Below are 15560 nucleotides of genomic sequence, written 5' to 3'. Positions count from 1 at the left end.
TGGGAGAAGATACAGCGGCAGGCACGGGCAACCTCGTGATCATCAGGCTTAGACACCCAAATGATCACTCAGTCCGTGCCTGCTCTGCTGTCCGCCCCAACCACAGGGCGGCTGCAAGTTCCGGGGTGGTGAGGGTTGGCCGGGCTGTCGTCGGTTGGGGTGGATAGCAGGGCAGGCACGGGTTTCGTGATCATTGTGGTTCCTACGCCCGATGATCACGAGGTGGCCCGTGCCTGCTGCAATATCTTCTCCGGTCCCTGCCGTGCTGATGAGGCTGGGTCCGCTGGACGCCGGTCAGGTCGCCGATCTGCGTTCCTACCTCGATGCGGTGCCCGATCCGCGCTCGCGGCGGGGCCGTTGGTACTCACTGACCGCGATCTTGCTGGTGTGCGCCTGTGCGGCCGTGTCGGGAGCGAGGAGCATCGAGGAACTCGCCGAGTGGGGCCAGCGCGCCTCGAACGCACTCCTGGTAGTGATCGGGATCCGGCGTCACCTGCTCGGCTGGCGACGCACTCCGTCACCGGCCACGATCGGCCGGGTGCTGGGGACCGTTGACGGTGACGCCCTGGACCGGGCGGTGGGCGCCTACCTCGCCGACCGGCACCGCGTCGCCACCGAGCCGGCCCACAGGCCATCGCCCTCGGCGTCCGGGCGGCCGTGTGTGATCGCTGTCGACGGCAAGACACTCAAGGGATCAGCCCGTCTGACCGCGAAGCGCCGGCATCTGCTCTCCGCGGTCACCCACGCCCCGGTCGTCACCCTCGCGCAGGTGGAAGTGGGCGCGAAGACGAACGAAACCACACATTTCCAACCGCTCCTGGCACCGCTGGACCTGGCCGGCACCGTCGTCACCTTCGACGCGCTGCACTCGGTCAAGGCGAACGTCTCCTGGCTGGTCGAGACGAAGAAGGCCCACTACATCGCCGTGACCAAGACCAACCAGCCGACCGCCCACAGCCAGCTCGCGGACCTGCCGTGGCGCGATATTCCCGTCCAGCACACCGCCTCCACCACCGGGCACGGCAGGCGCGAGTCCCGCTCGATCAAGACCTGCGCCGTCCCGGACGAACTCGGCGGGATCTCCTTCCCCCACGGCCGCCTGGCCATCCGTGTCCACCGCCGCCGCAAGCAAACCGGCCAGCGCGAGACCCGGGAGAGCCTCTACGCCGTCACCAGCCTCGACGCCCACCAGACCGGCCCCGCCGGCCTTGCCACCGCGATCCGCGGGCACTGGGGGATCGAGAACTCCTCACACCACATCAGGGACGTCACCTTCGCCGAAGACGCCTCCACCGTCCACACCGGCACAGCACCCCGCGCCATGGCAACCCTCCGCAACCTCGCCATCGGCGTCCTGAAGACCCTCGGATCCGACAACATCGCCAAAACCACCCGAGCGATTCGAAACGAACCCGAACGAGCACTCCACATCCTGGGCATCACAACCGAACCAGACACCTACGGAACTTGATCAAGCCCTGGCCCGCGGGTGCGTGGTCGAGTACGAGAAGCCAGCGACTCCGTGGGGCATGTGCCCGACGAGTCGCTGGTTCTCATGTCCCACCCAGGCTCGCGACGCGTGTGGCGTGGCCGTGGCGGTCGCGCGCTCTCTCCAGTCCCTGTCGGTGGCCCTTTGGGCCTCCATTGGCCGCCATTCGTGACATCAGTCGACTCTCTTGTTGGATGGTGGCTCAATCGTTGAAAAAGGGCACTCGGATGACGTAGGGTCAAGATCACGTTTCGTTCGATTACGAGTCCAATCGGCTTCCCACTCATCGCCGGCAGGAACTCGATCATGATCGAGAAAGCAGCAACATGACGCCTCCTGATGCCCTCATGTCCGTACCTGCCGCCGGTTCCAACGCCGGACCGCGCACCAACCCCGTCGCCGACGTCCTGGCCAGCGTCATGGGGTACTTCTCGAGCCGCGACGACATGGCTCCGCAGAACGAGATCGTCACCTACGTCACCGCCGCCTACCTCGACCAGATCGACCCGACCGATCCTCCGACGCCTCGTGCGCTGGAGAAGGAGCTGCTGGCGATCGTGGGCGGGGTCATCAAGGCCGAGAATTTCAAGGCGGCCACGGCCGCCGAGAAGTACCCCCTGCCGAGATATCTGACGTACTGGCAGGTCGCGCAGATCCTCCTGCGTCTGCACCACGTCATCCGGATCGCGCCCAACGCCAAGGACACCGACCGTGAGTACGACCTGCTGGCGATGTACCAGGCCGCGGGCCGCGCGCGTGGGACGTACACCACCAGCGAGGACGACATCCGCACCACGGCGCGCATGTACAACACCCAGCTGACCCTCAAGGAGTTCGCCGAGGTCCTGGCCGTTTTGCGCGAGGACAGCCCGCGTCGGCACCAGAGCACGAACCGCGACTTCATCGCCGCGCGCAACGGCATCGTCTTCTACGGCACCGAGCCGCTGGACCTCACGATCTTCGGCAAGGACTTCCACTTCGAGCCCAAGCAGGTCCACCCCTTCGACCCCGCCATCGTGCTGCTGACCAAGAACGACGTCGACTACGTGGACGACGCCCCGCAGCAGGTCATCACGCACCCTGAGGACGGAGATTGGGAAGTCGGCGCCTGGATCGAAGAGCTCTTCGACCAGCCCGGTGACGAGGGTCTTGCCGACCTGATCTGGGAGATCATCGGCGCGATCATCCGGCCGCACGTGCGCTGGGGTAAGACCGCCTGGTTCTACTCCGAGCAGGGCAACAACGGTAAGGGCACGCTTTGCGCGCTCATGCGCAACCTCGTCGGCAGCGGCGCGCACACCTCGATTCCGCTCTCGGACTTCGGCAAGGACTTCGCGCTCGAACCGCTGGTGCGCGCCAACGCGATCATCGTCGACGAGAACGATGTCGGCACCTTCATCGACAAGGCGGCCAATCTGAAGGCGATCGTGACCAATGACGTCATCCAGATCAACCGCAAGTACCGGATGCCGATCGCCTACCAGTTCTTCGGCTTCATGGTCCAGTGCCTGAACGAGTTCCCGCGCGTGAAGGACAAGTCCGAGTCGTTCTACCGCCGGCAGCTCTTTGTGCCCTTTACCAAGAGCTTCACCGGAGCCGAGAAGAAGTACATCAAGGACGACTACCTCCAGCGCCGCGAGGTCCTGGAGTACGTCTTCTGGTACGCGGTCAACCGCGCCGGCGCGTCATCTCCGGGTGACTACTACCAGCTCTCAGAGCCGGTGGCCACCAAGGAAGTCCTGGCCGAGTACAAGGAGGTCAACGACCCCGTGCGCGCCTTCTGGGAAGAGTTCCGCGGACGGCTGGCCTGGGACCTGGCACCGTTCACGTTCCTCTATGACCTGTACAAGGCCTGGTTCGCCGACGTCTCGCCGTCGGGCTCCCCGGTGAGCAACAAGCAGTTCATCACTGACCTCGTGGCGATCGTCCGGCCGGATGCCCTGTGGCACTGCCCGGACAAGAACCGCAAGATCCGGCCCGGCCAGATGATGCACACCCCCGAGGTGCTTATCGCCGAGTACGAGCTGAAGAAGTGGATGCACCCGAGCTACACCGGCAGCGACCCGAAGAAGAAATCCCAGCCGATGCTGCAGGCCAACTACCGCGGCCTGCTCCGGCAGACGGGCCCATCCGCCCCGACCGACGACACCACTGACGAGCAGGACTGATGCACCCATGGCTAAAACGGCTGGCGCACTCGGCGAACTCACCCATGCCGTACTCGAACTCGCCCGCGGCCAAGCCCGCCTGATCACGGCGATGTCCGACGTCGAGCGCGAGCAGTGGATCACCCACCTCATCGTCCGCTCGCAGATCACGGCAGACCCCGTGGAGAGGCCCGGCTCATGAGTGAGGCGTCCCGGCGCATGCATACCCCGCGCCGGCGCTCTCCTCACGACTCCCTCTGAGGCCGCGCGCGCCTCCTCCCCAGACGCCGGCCGTGATGGTCGGACCGACGAAAGGAGATCCCCATCATGACCACACAGCGAACACCCGTCACGGCCTCGAAGGCGCGCTTCACCTTCTACGACATCGAGTCGTTGTCGGACGTCTTCACTCTGTGCGCCTACACCCCGCGGCCGGGCAGAGCCGTCGACGACCTGGAGATCTTCTTCCTTGCCGACAACCAGCAGCTCTCCGACGCCGTGGACCCGCAGGCGCTCTATGAAGCCGTGGTGCGCTCCAACCCGGGCCTGCCCGCGGTGAGCGTCCAGCTGTGGAACCTGCGCGGCGAGCGGGGCAACCTCCGCCTCGCCGAGCTGATGGGCCTCTCGAACGCCGACCAGGTCAACGACCGCAGCGAGGTCTCGTCCTATCCGGCGAGCCTGCGCCCGGTCTGCGACACGGATCCCGAGTACGACCCGCTGAAGCACCCGTTCCTGGCCGGGTACAACTCGCTGAACTACGACATGACCATGCTCGCGCTGTACCTGATGGAGACCTTCCCGGCTCCGCACTCCGGTCGTCTTGTCCAGCCGACCACCGCGCGCGAGATGCGCGAGCACAACGACAAGCTGTTCAACGAGCACATCGAGTACATGCCCGGCTACCTCGGCTGGGACGGCCCGGCCGCCAAGATCCGCCGCGCCATGATGCACTCGGGCCGGCACCTGGACGTCGCCCGTCTCAACGAGCTGCAGACCAAGGTGAGCCTCAAGCGCCTGCTCGGGATGCTCGGCCGCCAGATCAAGGAGTCCGACAAGCTCAGCCACGACACCTCGATCGCCGCGATCGAGGATCTCTACGAGCTGCTGGCCTACAACGTCTCCGACTGCCTGGGCCTGGCCCAGCTCTTCCAGCACCCGGCCTACGCCAGCAACTTCGACCTCAAGGCCGGTCTGCTGGCGCAGTACTCCGAGACCGTCTACGCCAAGAACGGCTCGGTGCGCCGGGACCGCCTGACCATCGACTCGTCCTCCGCGAAGTTCGTCGGCCGCATCCTCGCGCCGTACACCTCGCTGAACGACATCGAGGCCGTGTCGTTCCTCTATCCGGCCAAGGAGGTGGCCGAGGAGCAGGGCATCTCCCAGGTCAACGTGCTCGACGAGTGCGTGCGCTTCTTCGAGGACAACGTGGCCCCCGACCCTGCCAAGGACCCATCCGCGACGCCGGCACAGGCGCAGGCGCACCGCCAGTTCATGCAGGTCGTCAACTACTACCGCTCGATCGAGGGACAGAACTTCAACGACTCCGAGGAGTACCGCGACCTGTTCGACCTCCCGGCCAAGTCCTTGCGCGAGCTGCCGAAGACACCGAACAACGTGCCCTACTTCCACCGTGACGCCTCTCCGTCATCGTGCTTCGCCACGTTCAGCACAGGCGGCATCCACGGAGCCGAGGCAGACATGACAGTCTTCGACGCCGACTCCTTCGAGCACCGAGAACAGGCAGCGATGATCGGCCTCGCCAAGCTCTTCTACCCGGACGCGAAGGACTTCGTCGCCGAGGCCAAGCGCCAGCACAACCTGCTCGCGCTGCCCGACGGGACGACCGTCGACAAACGGCTCGTGCTGCTGGGCTCGGACCCGAAAAAGGTGAAGTACCGCAAGTCGAAGAAGGGCGACCAGGACCAGGCCGAGCAGCTCGCGCGTGCGCAGGCCCAAGTGCCGGATCCGGCCCAGCTGCTGGATACGCAGCGCCCGGACACCGAGGCGATGCACGTGCGCCTGGCCGACGGGACCGTGCTCGACGGCAAGATAGTCTTGGCCGTCACCTCGGCGGTCAAGGCCGTCTATCGCGATGAGCCGGCGAAGAAGGCCCCCACGCTGTTCACTGCGAAGGCCGACAAATCCACCAAGCTGCACCCGAAGTTCGCACGGACCTCGGCAGGCCTCGTCATCCATGAGGACTTCACGAGCTACTACCCGAACCTGCTGCGCAACATGAGGGCGTTCTACAACCCCGAGCTGGGCGCGGACCGCTACACGACGATCTTCTTCGAGAAGGAGCGCCTGGGCTTCGAGATGAAGAAGCCGGGTATCTCCTCCGAGGAGAAGGCCCGGCTCACGACCCTGCGCAACGGCACGAAGCTGATCCTCAACTCGGCCTCTGGAGCTGCTGACGCCGCGCACCGGACCCCGATCAGGATGAACAACCGCACCATCTCGATGCGGATCATCGGCCAGCTGTTCAGCTGGCGGATCGGGCAGGCCCAGACGCTGGCCGGTGCGCGGATCATCTCGACGAACACCGACGGCCTCTACTCCGTCGTCGGCGGCGAGAACGGCTTCGATGAGACCACCAACAACCGGGTGCTCGCCGAGCAGCAGGCCGCCATCGGCATCGACATCGAACCGGAGCTGATGTTCCTCATTAGCCTCGCCGTTTCGGTTGGGCTGAGGCGGCGTCGCTGATCGCCAACTGTTGGGTGGCCGATGTGATTTCGGTGCTTGGGCAGGTCGGAGTCCCGGCGCGGTGGTCGGGTTCTCCGGGTTCTTTCGGGTCGTGGGCGGACGGGGGTTTGCTGGTCAGCTGGCGGGTCGGGGCAGTGCGGCGAGGCGGTGGAAGGCCGTGGCCAGTTCGTGTCTCCAGGGCCAGGTCGCCGATATTCGCAGGTGGAGGCGTCGGCCGCCGCGGGTGAGGCGGGCCGTGACGTGCAGTAGCCGGTAGCGGAGTTTCTTCGGCTCGGCGGTGGCCAGCTCCCCGTCCAGGAGGAGGACACGGGTCCAGGCGAGCAGGTCGATCGCGGCGAGGCTGAGTTCGAGCCAGACGGCGTTGACGGCGAAGTCGCGGGAGGGAAGCGGCCGAAGCCGGTGGTCTTGCCGCACCGGATGTGGTCCTCGACAGTGGCATGTCCGCGGTGGCGGACCTCCAGGAACTGGGCGGAACCGCCACCGGAGTACGGGGTGTCGGTGAGGAACACCTGATGCCGCAGGCCCTCGTCCTGGTCGAACAGGGACAGCTGGGCTCCGGGGTGCGGCCGCTCTCGGCGCACGATGATGCGGGTGCCGGCCGGGTAGCCGTCCAGATCGACCATGCCGGTCAGCTCGGCGACCTCGGCGCCATCACGCAGAGTCCCGTCCTGGTCCAGGGCGGGATGCCAGAGGCGGTCGGGCATGGCCCGGACAGCGCGACGGACCGGCTCGGTGATGGCGTATCCGACCGAGAAGAAGGTACGGATTCCTCGTTTCCGCACGTCGCGGACGTGGGCGAGGAATGCTTTCGCGGATCCGGCACTGTCGGTGCGGACGAGGATGTCGGTGCCGTGAAGTTGAGCGTCGGGGATCTGCGCGAGTGCCTGGTCGAACACCGTGATGTGGTCGCTCGCGGTGTTGGCACCGGCGTTTCCGGGACGCAGTCGGCCCGACAGTGCCTCGCCGGTGTTGGCCAGGAAGCACAGCAGCGGGTGGAAGCCGAAGCCGCCTTTATAGGTGGGTGCGGCCTGCTCCTTCTCGGAGTGGCAGGTGATCAGCGTGGCGTCGAGGTCCAGGACCAGCCCGGGCAGAATGCGTCCCGCGGCCCGGACTGCGGGTATGCCCTCGCCTTGCTCGGCGGCCTGCATCCAGGCGACTTCCCGAGCTTGGGCACGCGCCGCGCGCAGAGAAGCCAGTGTCCTCTCGTCGGTGTCGGCGAGCAGTCGCCAGGCCGTCGGTGCCGAGGCGACCGAACCGAACACCCCTGCCTGGTCCCGCAGTACGGCCAGGTCCGCGATGGCCTCACCGCCGTCGGCGAGCACCACCGCCAGGTCGGTGGCGATCCGGCCCGGATCATGCCCGGTCCCGCGCGGCCGAAGTGGCCTGAGCGCGGTGGAGTACGCGGCGGTCAGCCCGGTGGCATCAGCGAGATCGGCCAGTAACCGTGCCCCGGCATGCCCGACCACCCCCGAACCATCTGCACTGACCTGGATCTTGGGACGCAACCCGATAGCCTGCACGTAGAAAGTGCCCTCCGCCTGGACCGACAGAACTCCTCAGCAAGGTTCATCGTCCCAGGTCAGGAAGGCACTTTCGCATTTCCGCCCCAAAGCCAGCCGTACCCAAGTGAAACGGCGAGGTTAGCAAGGACTCGAACAACCGGCTCGAGCTGGAGTCGCCCAGTGAGGACCGGAGCGTCGCCGACAGCCCGATCATCACCGCCTCCGGCGGGACGCTGGCCTGCCACGCGGGTCCTACCCCGACGAAGTCGCTGGCCCACCCGGCCGTGATCGACTTCGCCCTGGCCCGCTACCTGCAGACCGTCGCCAGCAGGGGAGAGGAGGCTCTCGCCGAGCCGTTCGATCCTGTGCTGGGCCGGAAGATGATCGAGGAGGCGATCGACCCGGCCGATCCCGTGCGGACGCTGCTGCTGTTCCAGAACGTCCTCGCCGCCTCGCGCGGATCAATCACCTACCCGTTCGCCGCCGACCCGGTCAGCGCCGCGCCCGACCGTGACGACAACGAGGACGCCGATGCGCAGCTGGTGAACCCGCGGGCCCTGCAGATGGTCAACCGGGTCTTCATCGTCCACGACGGCACTGATGGTGCCGTGAGCCTGCACAACGCCGGCGCATGGAAGGTGAACCCGGCCAGCCAGGGCAAGCGCCGCGAGTCCGGCAGCGCCGGGGTGCGACGTGACCCGATCGCGCTGGAGATCCTGCGCCACCACGGGTGGGCGAAGAACCGCAGCGAGGCCAGCATCTCCGACGGCCTCACGCTGCTGCCCGATAACCAGGACGTCGTGATCCGCCGGATCAACGGCATCGACCCGCACTGGTCGGTGATCGTCGTCAACGACGACCTCCGCGCGCTGCCGGCCGCCCGAGTCGAGCAGCTCATCGGGGCGCTCGATCTCGGCATCTACACCCGAATGCTCGACGAGACGTTCACCAAGAACTGGAAGAACGCCGCCTGATCAGCTCCCCGCTCCACCATCGGACCGCAGGGTGCCGGGCCGTGCCGACACGACGCTGCTCGGGGCCCGATTCGAATTTCGGATGAAGGCGAGTCTTGCTCGCCATGGCAAGAGAATCGAGAGACGTCATGTTCCAGACCACACTTCCCGTCCGCACCGTTGAGGGGGGCGACGAGTTGTGAGTGCCGCGACCGACACCTCCGCCGAGGACGACGACGCCCAGGTCCAGCAGGAAAAGAACACGACCCGCGAGGGCATCCTGGTCTGCCCGGGTCAGATCTGGGAGGACCTCGACACCCGGCAGAACCAGCGCCGCGTCGTCGTCGAGTTCGTCAAAAACGGCAGGGCCCGGGTCCGGGCCCACTACGGCACGAGGCGCTCGACCATCAGCGTCTCCCGGATGCACAAGCACTCCTCGGGCTTCCGCCTCGTCGATCCCAGTGAGCTGAAGTACGGCGTGCCGACGGTCTCCTCGGACGAGACGGCACAGCGCTGATGGCTCGCACGCGAGAGAGCACCATCGAGGACTATCTCCTCAGCCAGTGCCGGGCGCACGGCTTCCTGTGCCTGAAATTCGTCTCACCAGCCCGCGGGGGAGTGCCCGACCGGATCGTCGTCGCCCCCCGCGGCACCGTGTTCGTCGAGGTCAAACGCCCCGGCGGCCAGCTGCGGAAGCTGCAACAGCTCACGCACGCCAAGCTGCGCCGCCACGGCGCCGAGGTTCACGTCGTCGATGACAAGGCGAGCGTCGACGTCTTCATCGCGCACCTCCTCAAGACCTCATCCGACCAACAGGGAGCAGCACCATGACCCACACATACATAGCCGCGGCCCGGCAACCGCAGTATGAGACCAAAGACTCCGGCCAGCGCGACGAGTTCTCCTCCGGGATGCTGCGCGAGCCCGACACCGTCTTCATCAGCCTGTACGTCGTCGGCTACGCCACCACCGTGATCGGCCTGGTAAATGGGCACATGGCGCAGATCAACGCGCAGACGGACGTCGCGCAGACGTGGTGGGCCCGCAAGCAGGGCCGCGAGAGGTGCAGCGTCCACGACGCCAACCGGCGCACGGCCCGCTGCTCGGGGCGTGCCGCATGAGCACTCGCGATCGGATCATCAATCACCCCGGAGTGCTCGCCACTGCCGACGCAGAGATCGTCGAACTGCTGGATGGGTACCGCACTGAGGTCATCCAGAAGTGCATCGGCCGACTCCGTGCCATCCCGGTCACCTGTACCGCCCTCACCGGACCCATCTGGTACGGCACTGGCTGGAACGACGCGATCACCCAGCTCGAAGAGATCGCCGACTACCAGACGCCAGACGACGAGGCCTACGTCGGCGAACTCGAACTGCTACGCGCCCTCGCCCTCAACGTGCGTGCCGCCGCCCGCCGAGGCGACCTCAGCCACGTCCAGCAGCTCAGCGACCAGCATCACCAGGCTGACAAGGACGCCCGCAACAAGGTGCGGCAGTAGAACCCCACCGTCATCAACACCGCACTGAACGAGCAGGACGGACAGGTTGGCGCAGTCGAGCAGCCTGACGACCCGGTGGCAGTGCTGCAACGCGTGCGCGAAGCCCTCGGGCCCGACCCGCGGGTCCGCAACCTTCCCGCCCTGAGCACTTCGAACTGACCATCCGCTCGCCCCGGGTCGGCGCACCCGCCCGCGCCGGCCCGACTTCCACCACCAGAGGAGACCCATGAACAGCCCGGTCCTGCAGGCGTTCCCGGCATTCCGGCTGCGCCCGCCCGCCGACGGCTCCGCATCGGCCGAAGTCGTCGACGCCAACGACGTAGTCGTGGGCCAGGTCGACGCCGCCGGCGGCGCCTACCGCGGCCGCGTCGGAACGGATGTCGGCCCCCGGCGCACGGACGCTCCGCGGGCGGCCGAGGACGTCGGGGTCTTCCATATCGCCCTGCACGGCACGGCCGACGCAGAGCACCAGCCGTACTCCAGTGTCTCCGAGGCCCGGGCCGCGCTCTCCCCCATTCCGCTCCAGCGCCAGGAGATCGTCGACTCCGCCGCCCGCGCCTACTTCTTCCACGCCCTGCGCCAGCCGCACGTGGCCGCGATCCTCGACGGCCTGGAGGCAATCGTGCGGGAGCACGACGCGTCCGGTACCCGCGGCGGATGCCTGCGCGTCGTCCGCCTCCTGGACCAGGTCCGTGAACCCGCCCGGGCCCTGCTCTCCGACGCCACCGGCGACGAACGTGAATAGATGGCCTTCCCCCTCGCCCGCCTGCTGGCCTTCACCGAACTGGCCACCGCCCGCCTCGGCGCCACCGCGTCGAAGCCGCCCTCCGACCTCGACGGCCCCTTCCCCGACCCCCACGCCGCCGACCAGGCCCTCGCCACCGCCTTCCGCACCTACCGCGACGTCCAGGCCGGCACCCGCACCCTGGCCTCCCTGCCTGATGACACCCTCCACGCGCTCGCCGCCCTCGACGCAGCGGCGGCCCAGCTGCCCAGCGGCCCCTGCGCGAAGAACCGGGCCGACTGCCGAGCGGCCGCCTCCGCCCTGGACGAACTGGCCACCGCGGCCCGCAGCGTCGAAGCCTCCGCCCCCGATACCGCGCCTGAAGTCCGCGCCCTCGCCCAGGAACTGTCCGCCATCGCCACCGACACCAGTGCTCGGCTGGAGTCCACGGCGCTCCTGCTCGAGGACGCCGGCCGCCACGGCAGCGTCCGCACGATCCTCAGCGCCCTCCAGGACGCCGAGCTGGGCCGCGAGACCGACGCCGGCACCCGCTCGGTCCGCGTCGACGACACCGAGACCGGACCGATCCGGTACACGGAGAACGGCCGCTGGACCGGACCCGGCATCACCGACCCCTACCACTCCCCCGAGGGCGCCGCAGCAGCACTCATCAACACCTTCCGCGCCCGGCAGGCCACCGCCCGCACCCGCGCCTGACGGCGTCCTCGACCGCCCCCTGGAGCCAACGCGCGTCACGCAGCTCGAAGCGAGGGTCGCCGAGCTGGAGACCGAGGTCGCGCAGCAAAAACAGAGAGCCGACGAGGCCCATCCCCGACTCGCCCCTATTCAAGAGGCCTTCCATGCCTGACCACTCACTCGAAGAGAAGGGATGACCAGCGACATGACTACGGCTACTGCTCCGTCCCCGATCTCGCTGATGCCGCATCAGCAGCAGATCCACGACTTCCTCGTTGACCACCCTTTCGCAGGTGCATGGGTCCCCGTAGGTGGCATGAAGACGCTCAGCACCCTCGCGGTACTACAGACGATCCGCCCGATGGGTCACATCCTCGTCATAGCGCCCGTGGCGATCGCCCGCTCCACCTGGATCGACGAGATCGAGAAGTGGGGCTTCCCCATCCGGACGAAGTCGCTCATCGTCGACGAGAACGACAGGAAGCTCTCCAAGGCCAAGCGCCTGAAGCGCTTCCAGGAAGTCGCCACAGATCCGCCGACGATGTACTTCATCAACCAGGAGCTGCTGACTCAGCCGTCCCAGGAGACGAAGCTGATCACGCCAGTGCCAGGCGCAGTGCCTGCCCCGACCGTCTCACCGGAGGCGACGGCGATCCTGGGTCTGCTCCAGGCACGGGGGCCACTGGGCCGAGACGAGCTGATCGACGAATACCGTGCTCTGGTCGCCGGCAACGCCAACAACCGGGTCCCCGCCAAGGCCAAGATCCGCGCCTGGATTCAGGAGTTGCTCAAGTCGGCCCTGGTGGCGTGGGAAGCCTATGACTGCCGAACCTGTTCCGGCGCAGGCTGCGCTCAGTGCCGCTTCGGTCTGGTCGACCAGCTGCCGGTCCAGAACATCAACGGCCAGAACACCATCATCTGGCCCTTCCAGACGGTCATCATCGACGAGTCCCAGGGTTTCAAGTCGCACAACTCGCAGCGCTTCCTGGCCCTGGCAACGGTGCGGCCGGCCATGACCCGGCTCATCGAGCTGACGGGAACACCGAGCCCGAATGGTCTCCACGACCTGTGGAGCCAGATTTACCTGCTCGACCAAGGCCAAGCGCTCGGCCGGGATATCACCCAGTTCCGCAACCGGTGGTTCGTCCCGAAGATGGTTCCCGGTACGACGACGCCGGCGAAGTGGATCCCCACGGCGAACGCCGAGGCCGAGATCCATCAGGCCATCTCGCACCTGGTGATGAGCGCGCAGAACACCACACTGATCTTGCCATCGCTCACCATCCAGGACGTCAACGTCACGCTCCCGCCTGACCTGCTTCAGGCTTACAAGGAATTCAAGCGTGACCTGGTCCTGGACATCGTGCGGACCTACACCGACGACGACGGAAAGGTGACACAGAGCGTCGAGTCGATCATCGCCGAGAATCAGGCGGTGCTTACCAGCAAGCTCATGCAGTTCGCTTCGGGCACGCTCTACACTGCGGATCCCGACGACCCGGCCACGAAGGGCCGGTACGAGGTCATCCACGACAAGAAGCTCGAGATGGCCGAGTACCTCGTGCGCAACAATGGCGGCGAGCCCGTGCTCATCGCCTATCACTTCAAGTCGGACAAGGAGCAGCTGCTTACGAGGCTCCGGAAGGTCGGCATCGACGCGCAGGCCTTCGACGGCTCGCGCGACATGGTCCGCCGGTGGAACGCCAAGCAGATCCCGGTGATGCTGCTCCACCCCGCCGCCGCGGGGCACGGCCTGAACCTGCAGCACGGCGGCTCGACAATGATCTGGTACACGCTGCCGTTCTCGCTCGAGCACTACATGCAGACGAACGGTCGGCTGCACCGCCCCGGCCAGCAGCGGCCAGTGATCATCCACCGGCTCATCGCCAAGGGAACGCAGGACGAGCGGATGCCCTCGGTGCTCGCCGGCAAGCAGCAGGTCCAGGACGACCTCATCCAGGCCGTGTCCGGGGACTTCAACGCCGAGCAGGCACTCCTCGCCGCCCTGGAAGAAGAGATCCGCGAGGACCTCAACGACCTCTGGGCTTCCGAGCGGGTCTGATACCCGTACCCATCCGACGACGGCCCCGCTCCCGGCGGCCCCCACCCCGCATCCGAAGGGACCGACATGCCCCAGCCCCCGAGTACCACCAGCACCCGTGACCAGGAGCACACCATAGATGTTGTACGCGTCGTCGTTCGGCTGCGTGGCGAGCAGGAGCCGGAGGACCCGACCTACGTAACCTTCGAGCTCGATCTCCTCGGAGCACCGCTACCGCAGGACAGCGATGTGATCTGCCTCGGCAGCTACCACTTCCAGGTGCGAAGCAGGCGCTACCACGTATCGACCGCCCAACACGAGCCCCCGAAGGTGGTGCTTCACGTAGGGATCACGGGCCGCCGCCCGGCGGACCTCGTCACTGCTGCGGCACTCACACGAGACCTCAAGGCATACCCCTCAGTCGCTTCGATCCACTGAACAGCTCCGCCACGGCCCCGCGCCCGGACACCCGTCCCGGCCCGAGGCCGTCCCCGTACCCCGCTGCCCTTTACCGGCTAACCCGTACCCATCCGACGACGGCCCGGTTGTGATCCCACAGCCGGGCGGTCACTGCGGCGACCGCACACCGAACACGCATGATCAAGAAGAGGACTCCCTCATGAAGAAGATCACCGCCCTCCGGTGGAACAAGCACTTCGCGTCACGTTCCGATGGGTGACAGCGTGTCCCCCTAGGTTTCGCGCCCTACGGGCGCTGGCCTCGGGGGTCTGGGTCGGCATAGCCGACCCGGGTGCGGGATCGATACCGGAACGGGCCGGGTGTTCGTGCACCCGGCCCGTTCCCTTCTTGTCCATCGACGTCTCGTCAGTGGCGTTTCCGAGTCCCGGTGATGCACCGAGCAAGACGCGTCGCAGCCACCGGCCAGACGGGAGGGCGACGCTGATCGCCGATGCCCCGGGCAAGACACCGATGAGGCCCCTCAGTGCACCAGCTGGGACACGCATCGGCCGCCAACCAGACACCAAGGAGGCTCGCTGATGCAGGCCTACAACACCACCCGCCAGACCTACGCCTCGTGGGAAGACCGGCTGGCGACCAAGACGAGCGGCTTCGCCGTCGCGCAGGGCTATGCCGACTACATCGCGCGTCTGAGCCACCACCTCGCCGGCTGACCCAGGCACACCCTCCTGACCGGCCTCTGGAAGGAGCGCAATCATGCCCTTCGAGATCTATCGCCCTGACCTGCGCCAGTCGCGGCGCAAGCAGCGACCAGCGAAGCTCACCGTGCTCCACAGCGAGAACGGACGCTCGCAGATCACCCTGTCCGCGGGCACGCGGGACTGGCTCCGTCCATCGCCCGGCGACGCCGGTGCTCGCTGGCCGGGCAACATGCCAAAGATGAAGCTCATCGTCCTTGTGGACCGGGATGCCCGCAAGCTCATGCTGCAGCGTTGCGCCGACGACGAGACCGGCGAGCACGTCTACGAAGTCCGTGGGCTCAACTCCAACGGAACCGCATACATCACCGGGTGGAAGTTCGACGAAGCACTCGACATCGAAGCCGGCCACTACTTCTGTGAGCTGGTCCCTGACATGGCCGACGGCAGCGGCGGCACTGCACGCGCCGTCACCATCTCGATGGACGCCGGCGTGCCACCGAAGAAGAGGGGAACCTCCGCCCAGCGCACTCATGTGCAGCGGCATGCTGCCGATTCTCCCGCTGAGCCGACGACGGAGATCGACCGGCAGCGCATCAACGAGATCCGCGCTGTGCTCGACGAGGGCGTCACCGTCGTCGCGCCCTAGCTGCGCACCGTGCCTCCACACAGCCGCAGTCCCT

The 15560-nt window shown here is 66.9% G+C and carries 15 protein-coding genes and 1 pseudogene; 15 read left to right on the top strand and 1 reads right to left on the bottom strand.

Annotated elements, in window-relative coordinates; all coding sequences use genetic code 11:
* Nucleotides 1–268: 268 nt before the first annotated feature.
* From OHB41_RS08980 to OHB41_RS08965, 4 genes are all read left to right on the top strand, one after another.
* A complete protein-coding gene (locus tag OHB41_RS08980) occupies nucleotides 269–1471 on the top strand; it encodes an ISAs1 family transposase (protein WP_266705746.1) in 1203 nt (400 codons plus the stop codon).
* Nucleotides 1472–1836: 365 nt separating this feature from the next.
* Nucleotides 1837–3657, top strand: coding sequence for a DNA primase family protein (locus OHB41_RS08975; RefSeq protein ID WP_266697365.1), 1821 nt, complete (start codon nucleotides 1837–1839; stop codon nucleotides 3655–3657).
* Nucleotides 3658–3664: 7 nt separating this feature from the next.
* A complete protein-coding gene (locus tag OHB41_RS08970) occupies nucleotides 3665–3838 on the top strand; it encodes a hypothetical protein (RefSeq protein WP_006378624.1) in 174 nt (57 codons plus the stop codon).
* A gap of 125 nt (nucleotides 3839–3963) precedes the next feature.
* On the top strand, nucleotides 3964–6342 hold the full coding sequence (locus OHB41_RS08965) for a hypothetical protein (RefSeq protein ID WP_266697364.1): 2379 nt from the start codon (nucleotides 3964–3966) through the stop codon (nucleotides 6340–6342).
* A 114-nt stretch (nucleotides 6343–6456) separates the two neighbouring features.
* On the opposite strand, the pseudogene OHB41_RS08960 reads toward OHB41_RS08965, so the two are convergent.
* Nucleotides 6457–7892, bottom strand: a pseudogene (locus tag OHB41_RS08960) (IS1380 family transposase).
* A gap of 236 nt (nucleotides 7893–8128) precedes the next feature.
* Here OHB41_RS08960 and OHB41_RS08955 point away from each other — a divergent pair.
* The 11 genes from OHB41_RS08955 to OHB41_RS08905 all read left to right on the top strand — a co-directional run bounded on the left by OHB41_RS08955 (nucleotide 8129) and on the right by OHB41_RS08905 (nucleotide 15526).
* On the top strand, nucleotides 8129–8818 hold the full coding sequence (locus tag OHB41_RS08955; protein ID WP_266697363.1) for a hypothetical protein: 690 nt from the start codon (nucleotides 8129–8131) through the stop codon (nucleotides 8816–8818).
* A gap of 178 nt (nucleotides 8819–8996) precedes the next feature.
* Complete coding sequence (locus OHB41_RS08950) at nucleotides 8997–9314, top strand: hypothetical protein (RefSeq protein ID WP_006378714.1); 318 nt, start codon at nucleotides 8997–8999, stop codon at nucleotides 9312–9314.
* On the top strand, nucleotides 9314–9628 hold the full coding sequence (locus tag OHB41_RS08945; protein ID WP_006378588.1) for a VRR-NUC domain-containing protein: 315 nt from the start codon (nucleotides 9314–9316) through the stop codon (nucleotides 9626–9628). The genes OHB41_RS08950 and OHB41_RS08945 overlap by 1 nt, the downstream gene beginning before the upstream one ends.
* On the top strand, nucleotides 9625–9918 hold the full coding sequence (locus tag OHB41_RS08940; RefSeq protein WP_030213961.1) for a hypothetical protein: 294 nt from the start codon (nucleotides 9625–9627) through the stop codon (nucleotides 9916–9918). The genes OHB41_RS08945 and OHB41_RS08940 overlap by 4 nt, the downstream gene beginning before the upstream one ends.
* Nucleotides 9915–10298: a hypothetical protein gene (locus OHB41_RS08935; RefSeq protein ID WP_006379146.1), complete on the top strand. Its 384-nt coding sequence runs from the start codon at nucleotides 9915–9917 to the stop codon at nucleotides 10296–10298. The genes OHB41_RS08940 and OHB41_RS08935 overlap by 4 nt, the downstream gene beginning before the upstream one ends.
* Before the next feature lie 226 nt (nucleotides 10299–10524).
* Nucleotides 10525–11043: a hypothetical protein gene (locus tag OHB41_RS08930; protein ID WP_266697362.1), complete on the top strand. Its 519-nt coding sequence runs from the start codon at nucleotides 10525–10527 to the stop codon at nucleotides 11041–11043.
* Nucleotides 11044–11739: a hypothetical protein gene (locus OHB41_RS08925; RefSeq protein ID WP_266697361.1), complete on the top strand. Its 696-nt coding sequence runs from the start codon at nucleotides 11044–11046 to the stop codon at nucleotides 11737–11739.
* Between the two features lie 172 nt (nucleotides 11740–11911).
* Nucleotides 11912–13780 carry an SNF2-related protein gene (locus OHB41_RS08920; protein WP_199846735.1) on the top strand — a complete coding sequence of 623 codons (1869 nt, stop codon included), beginning with the start codon at nucleotides 11912–11914 and terminating at the stop codon, nucleotides 13778–13780.
* Between the two features lie 66 nt (nucleotides 13781–13846).
* On the top strand, nucleotides 13847–14197 hold the full coding sequence (locus OHB41_RS08915) for a hypothetical protein (RefSeq protein WP_256905595.1): 351 nt from the start codon (nucleotides 13847–13849) through the stop codon (nucleotides 14195–14197).
* A gap of 560 nt (nucleotides 14198–14757) precedes the next feature.
* Entirely contained in the window at nucleotides 14758–14892 is a 135-nt protein-coding gene (locus OHB41_RS08910; RefSeq protein ID WP_258039954.1) for a hypothetical protein, read from the top strand.
* A gap of 43 nt (nucleotides 14893–14935) precedes the next feature.
* Nucleotides 14936–15526, top strand: coding sequence for a hypothetical protein (locus tag OHB41_RS08905; RefSeq protein WP_266697360.1), 591 nt, complete (start codon nucleotides 14936–14938; stop codon nucleotides 15524–15526).
* Nucleotides 15527–15560: the final 34 nt, after the last annotated feature.

Source organism: Streptomyces sp. NBC_01571, from assembly GCF_026339875.1.
GTDB lineage: Bacteria > Actinomycetota > Actinomycetes > Streptomycetales > Streptomycetaceae > Streptomyces.
Note: the sequence above shows the minus strand (reverse complement) of the source record. Positions and strands in the feature narration are given on the sequence as shown.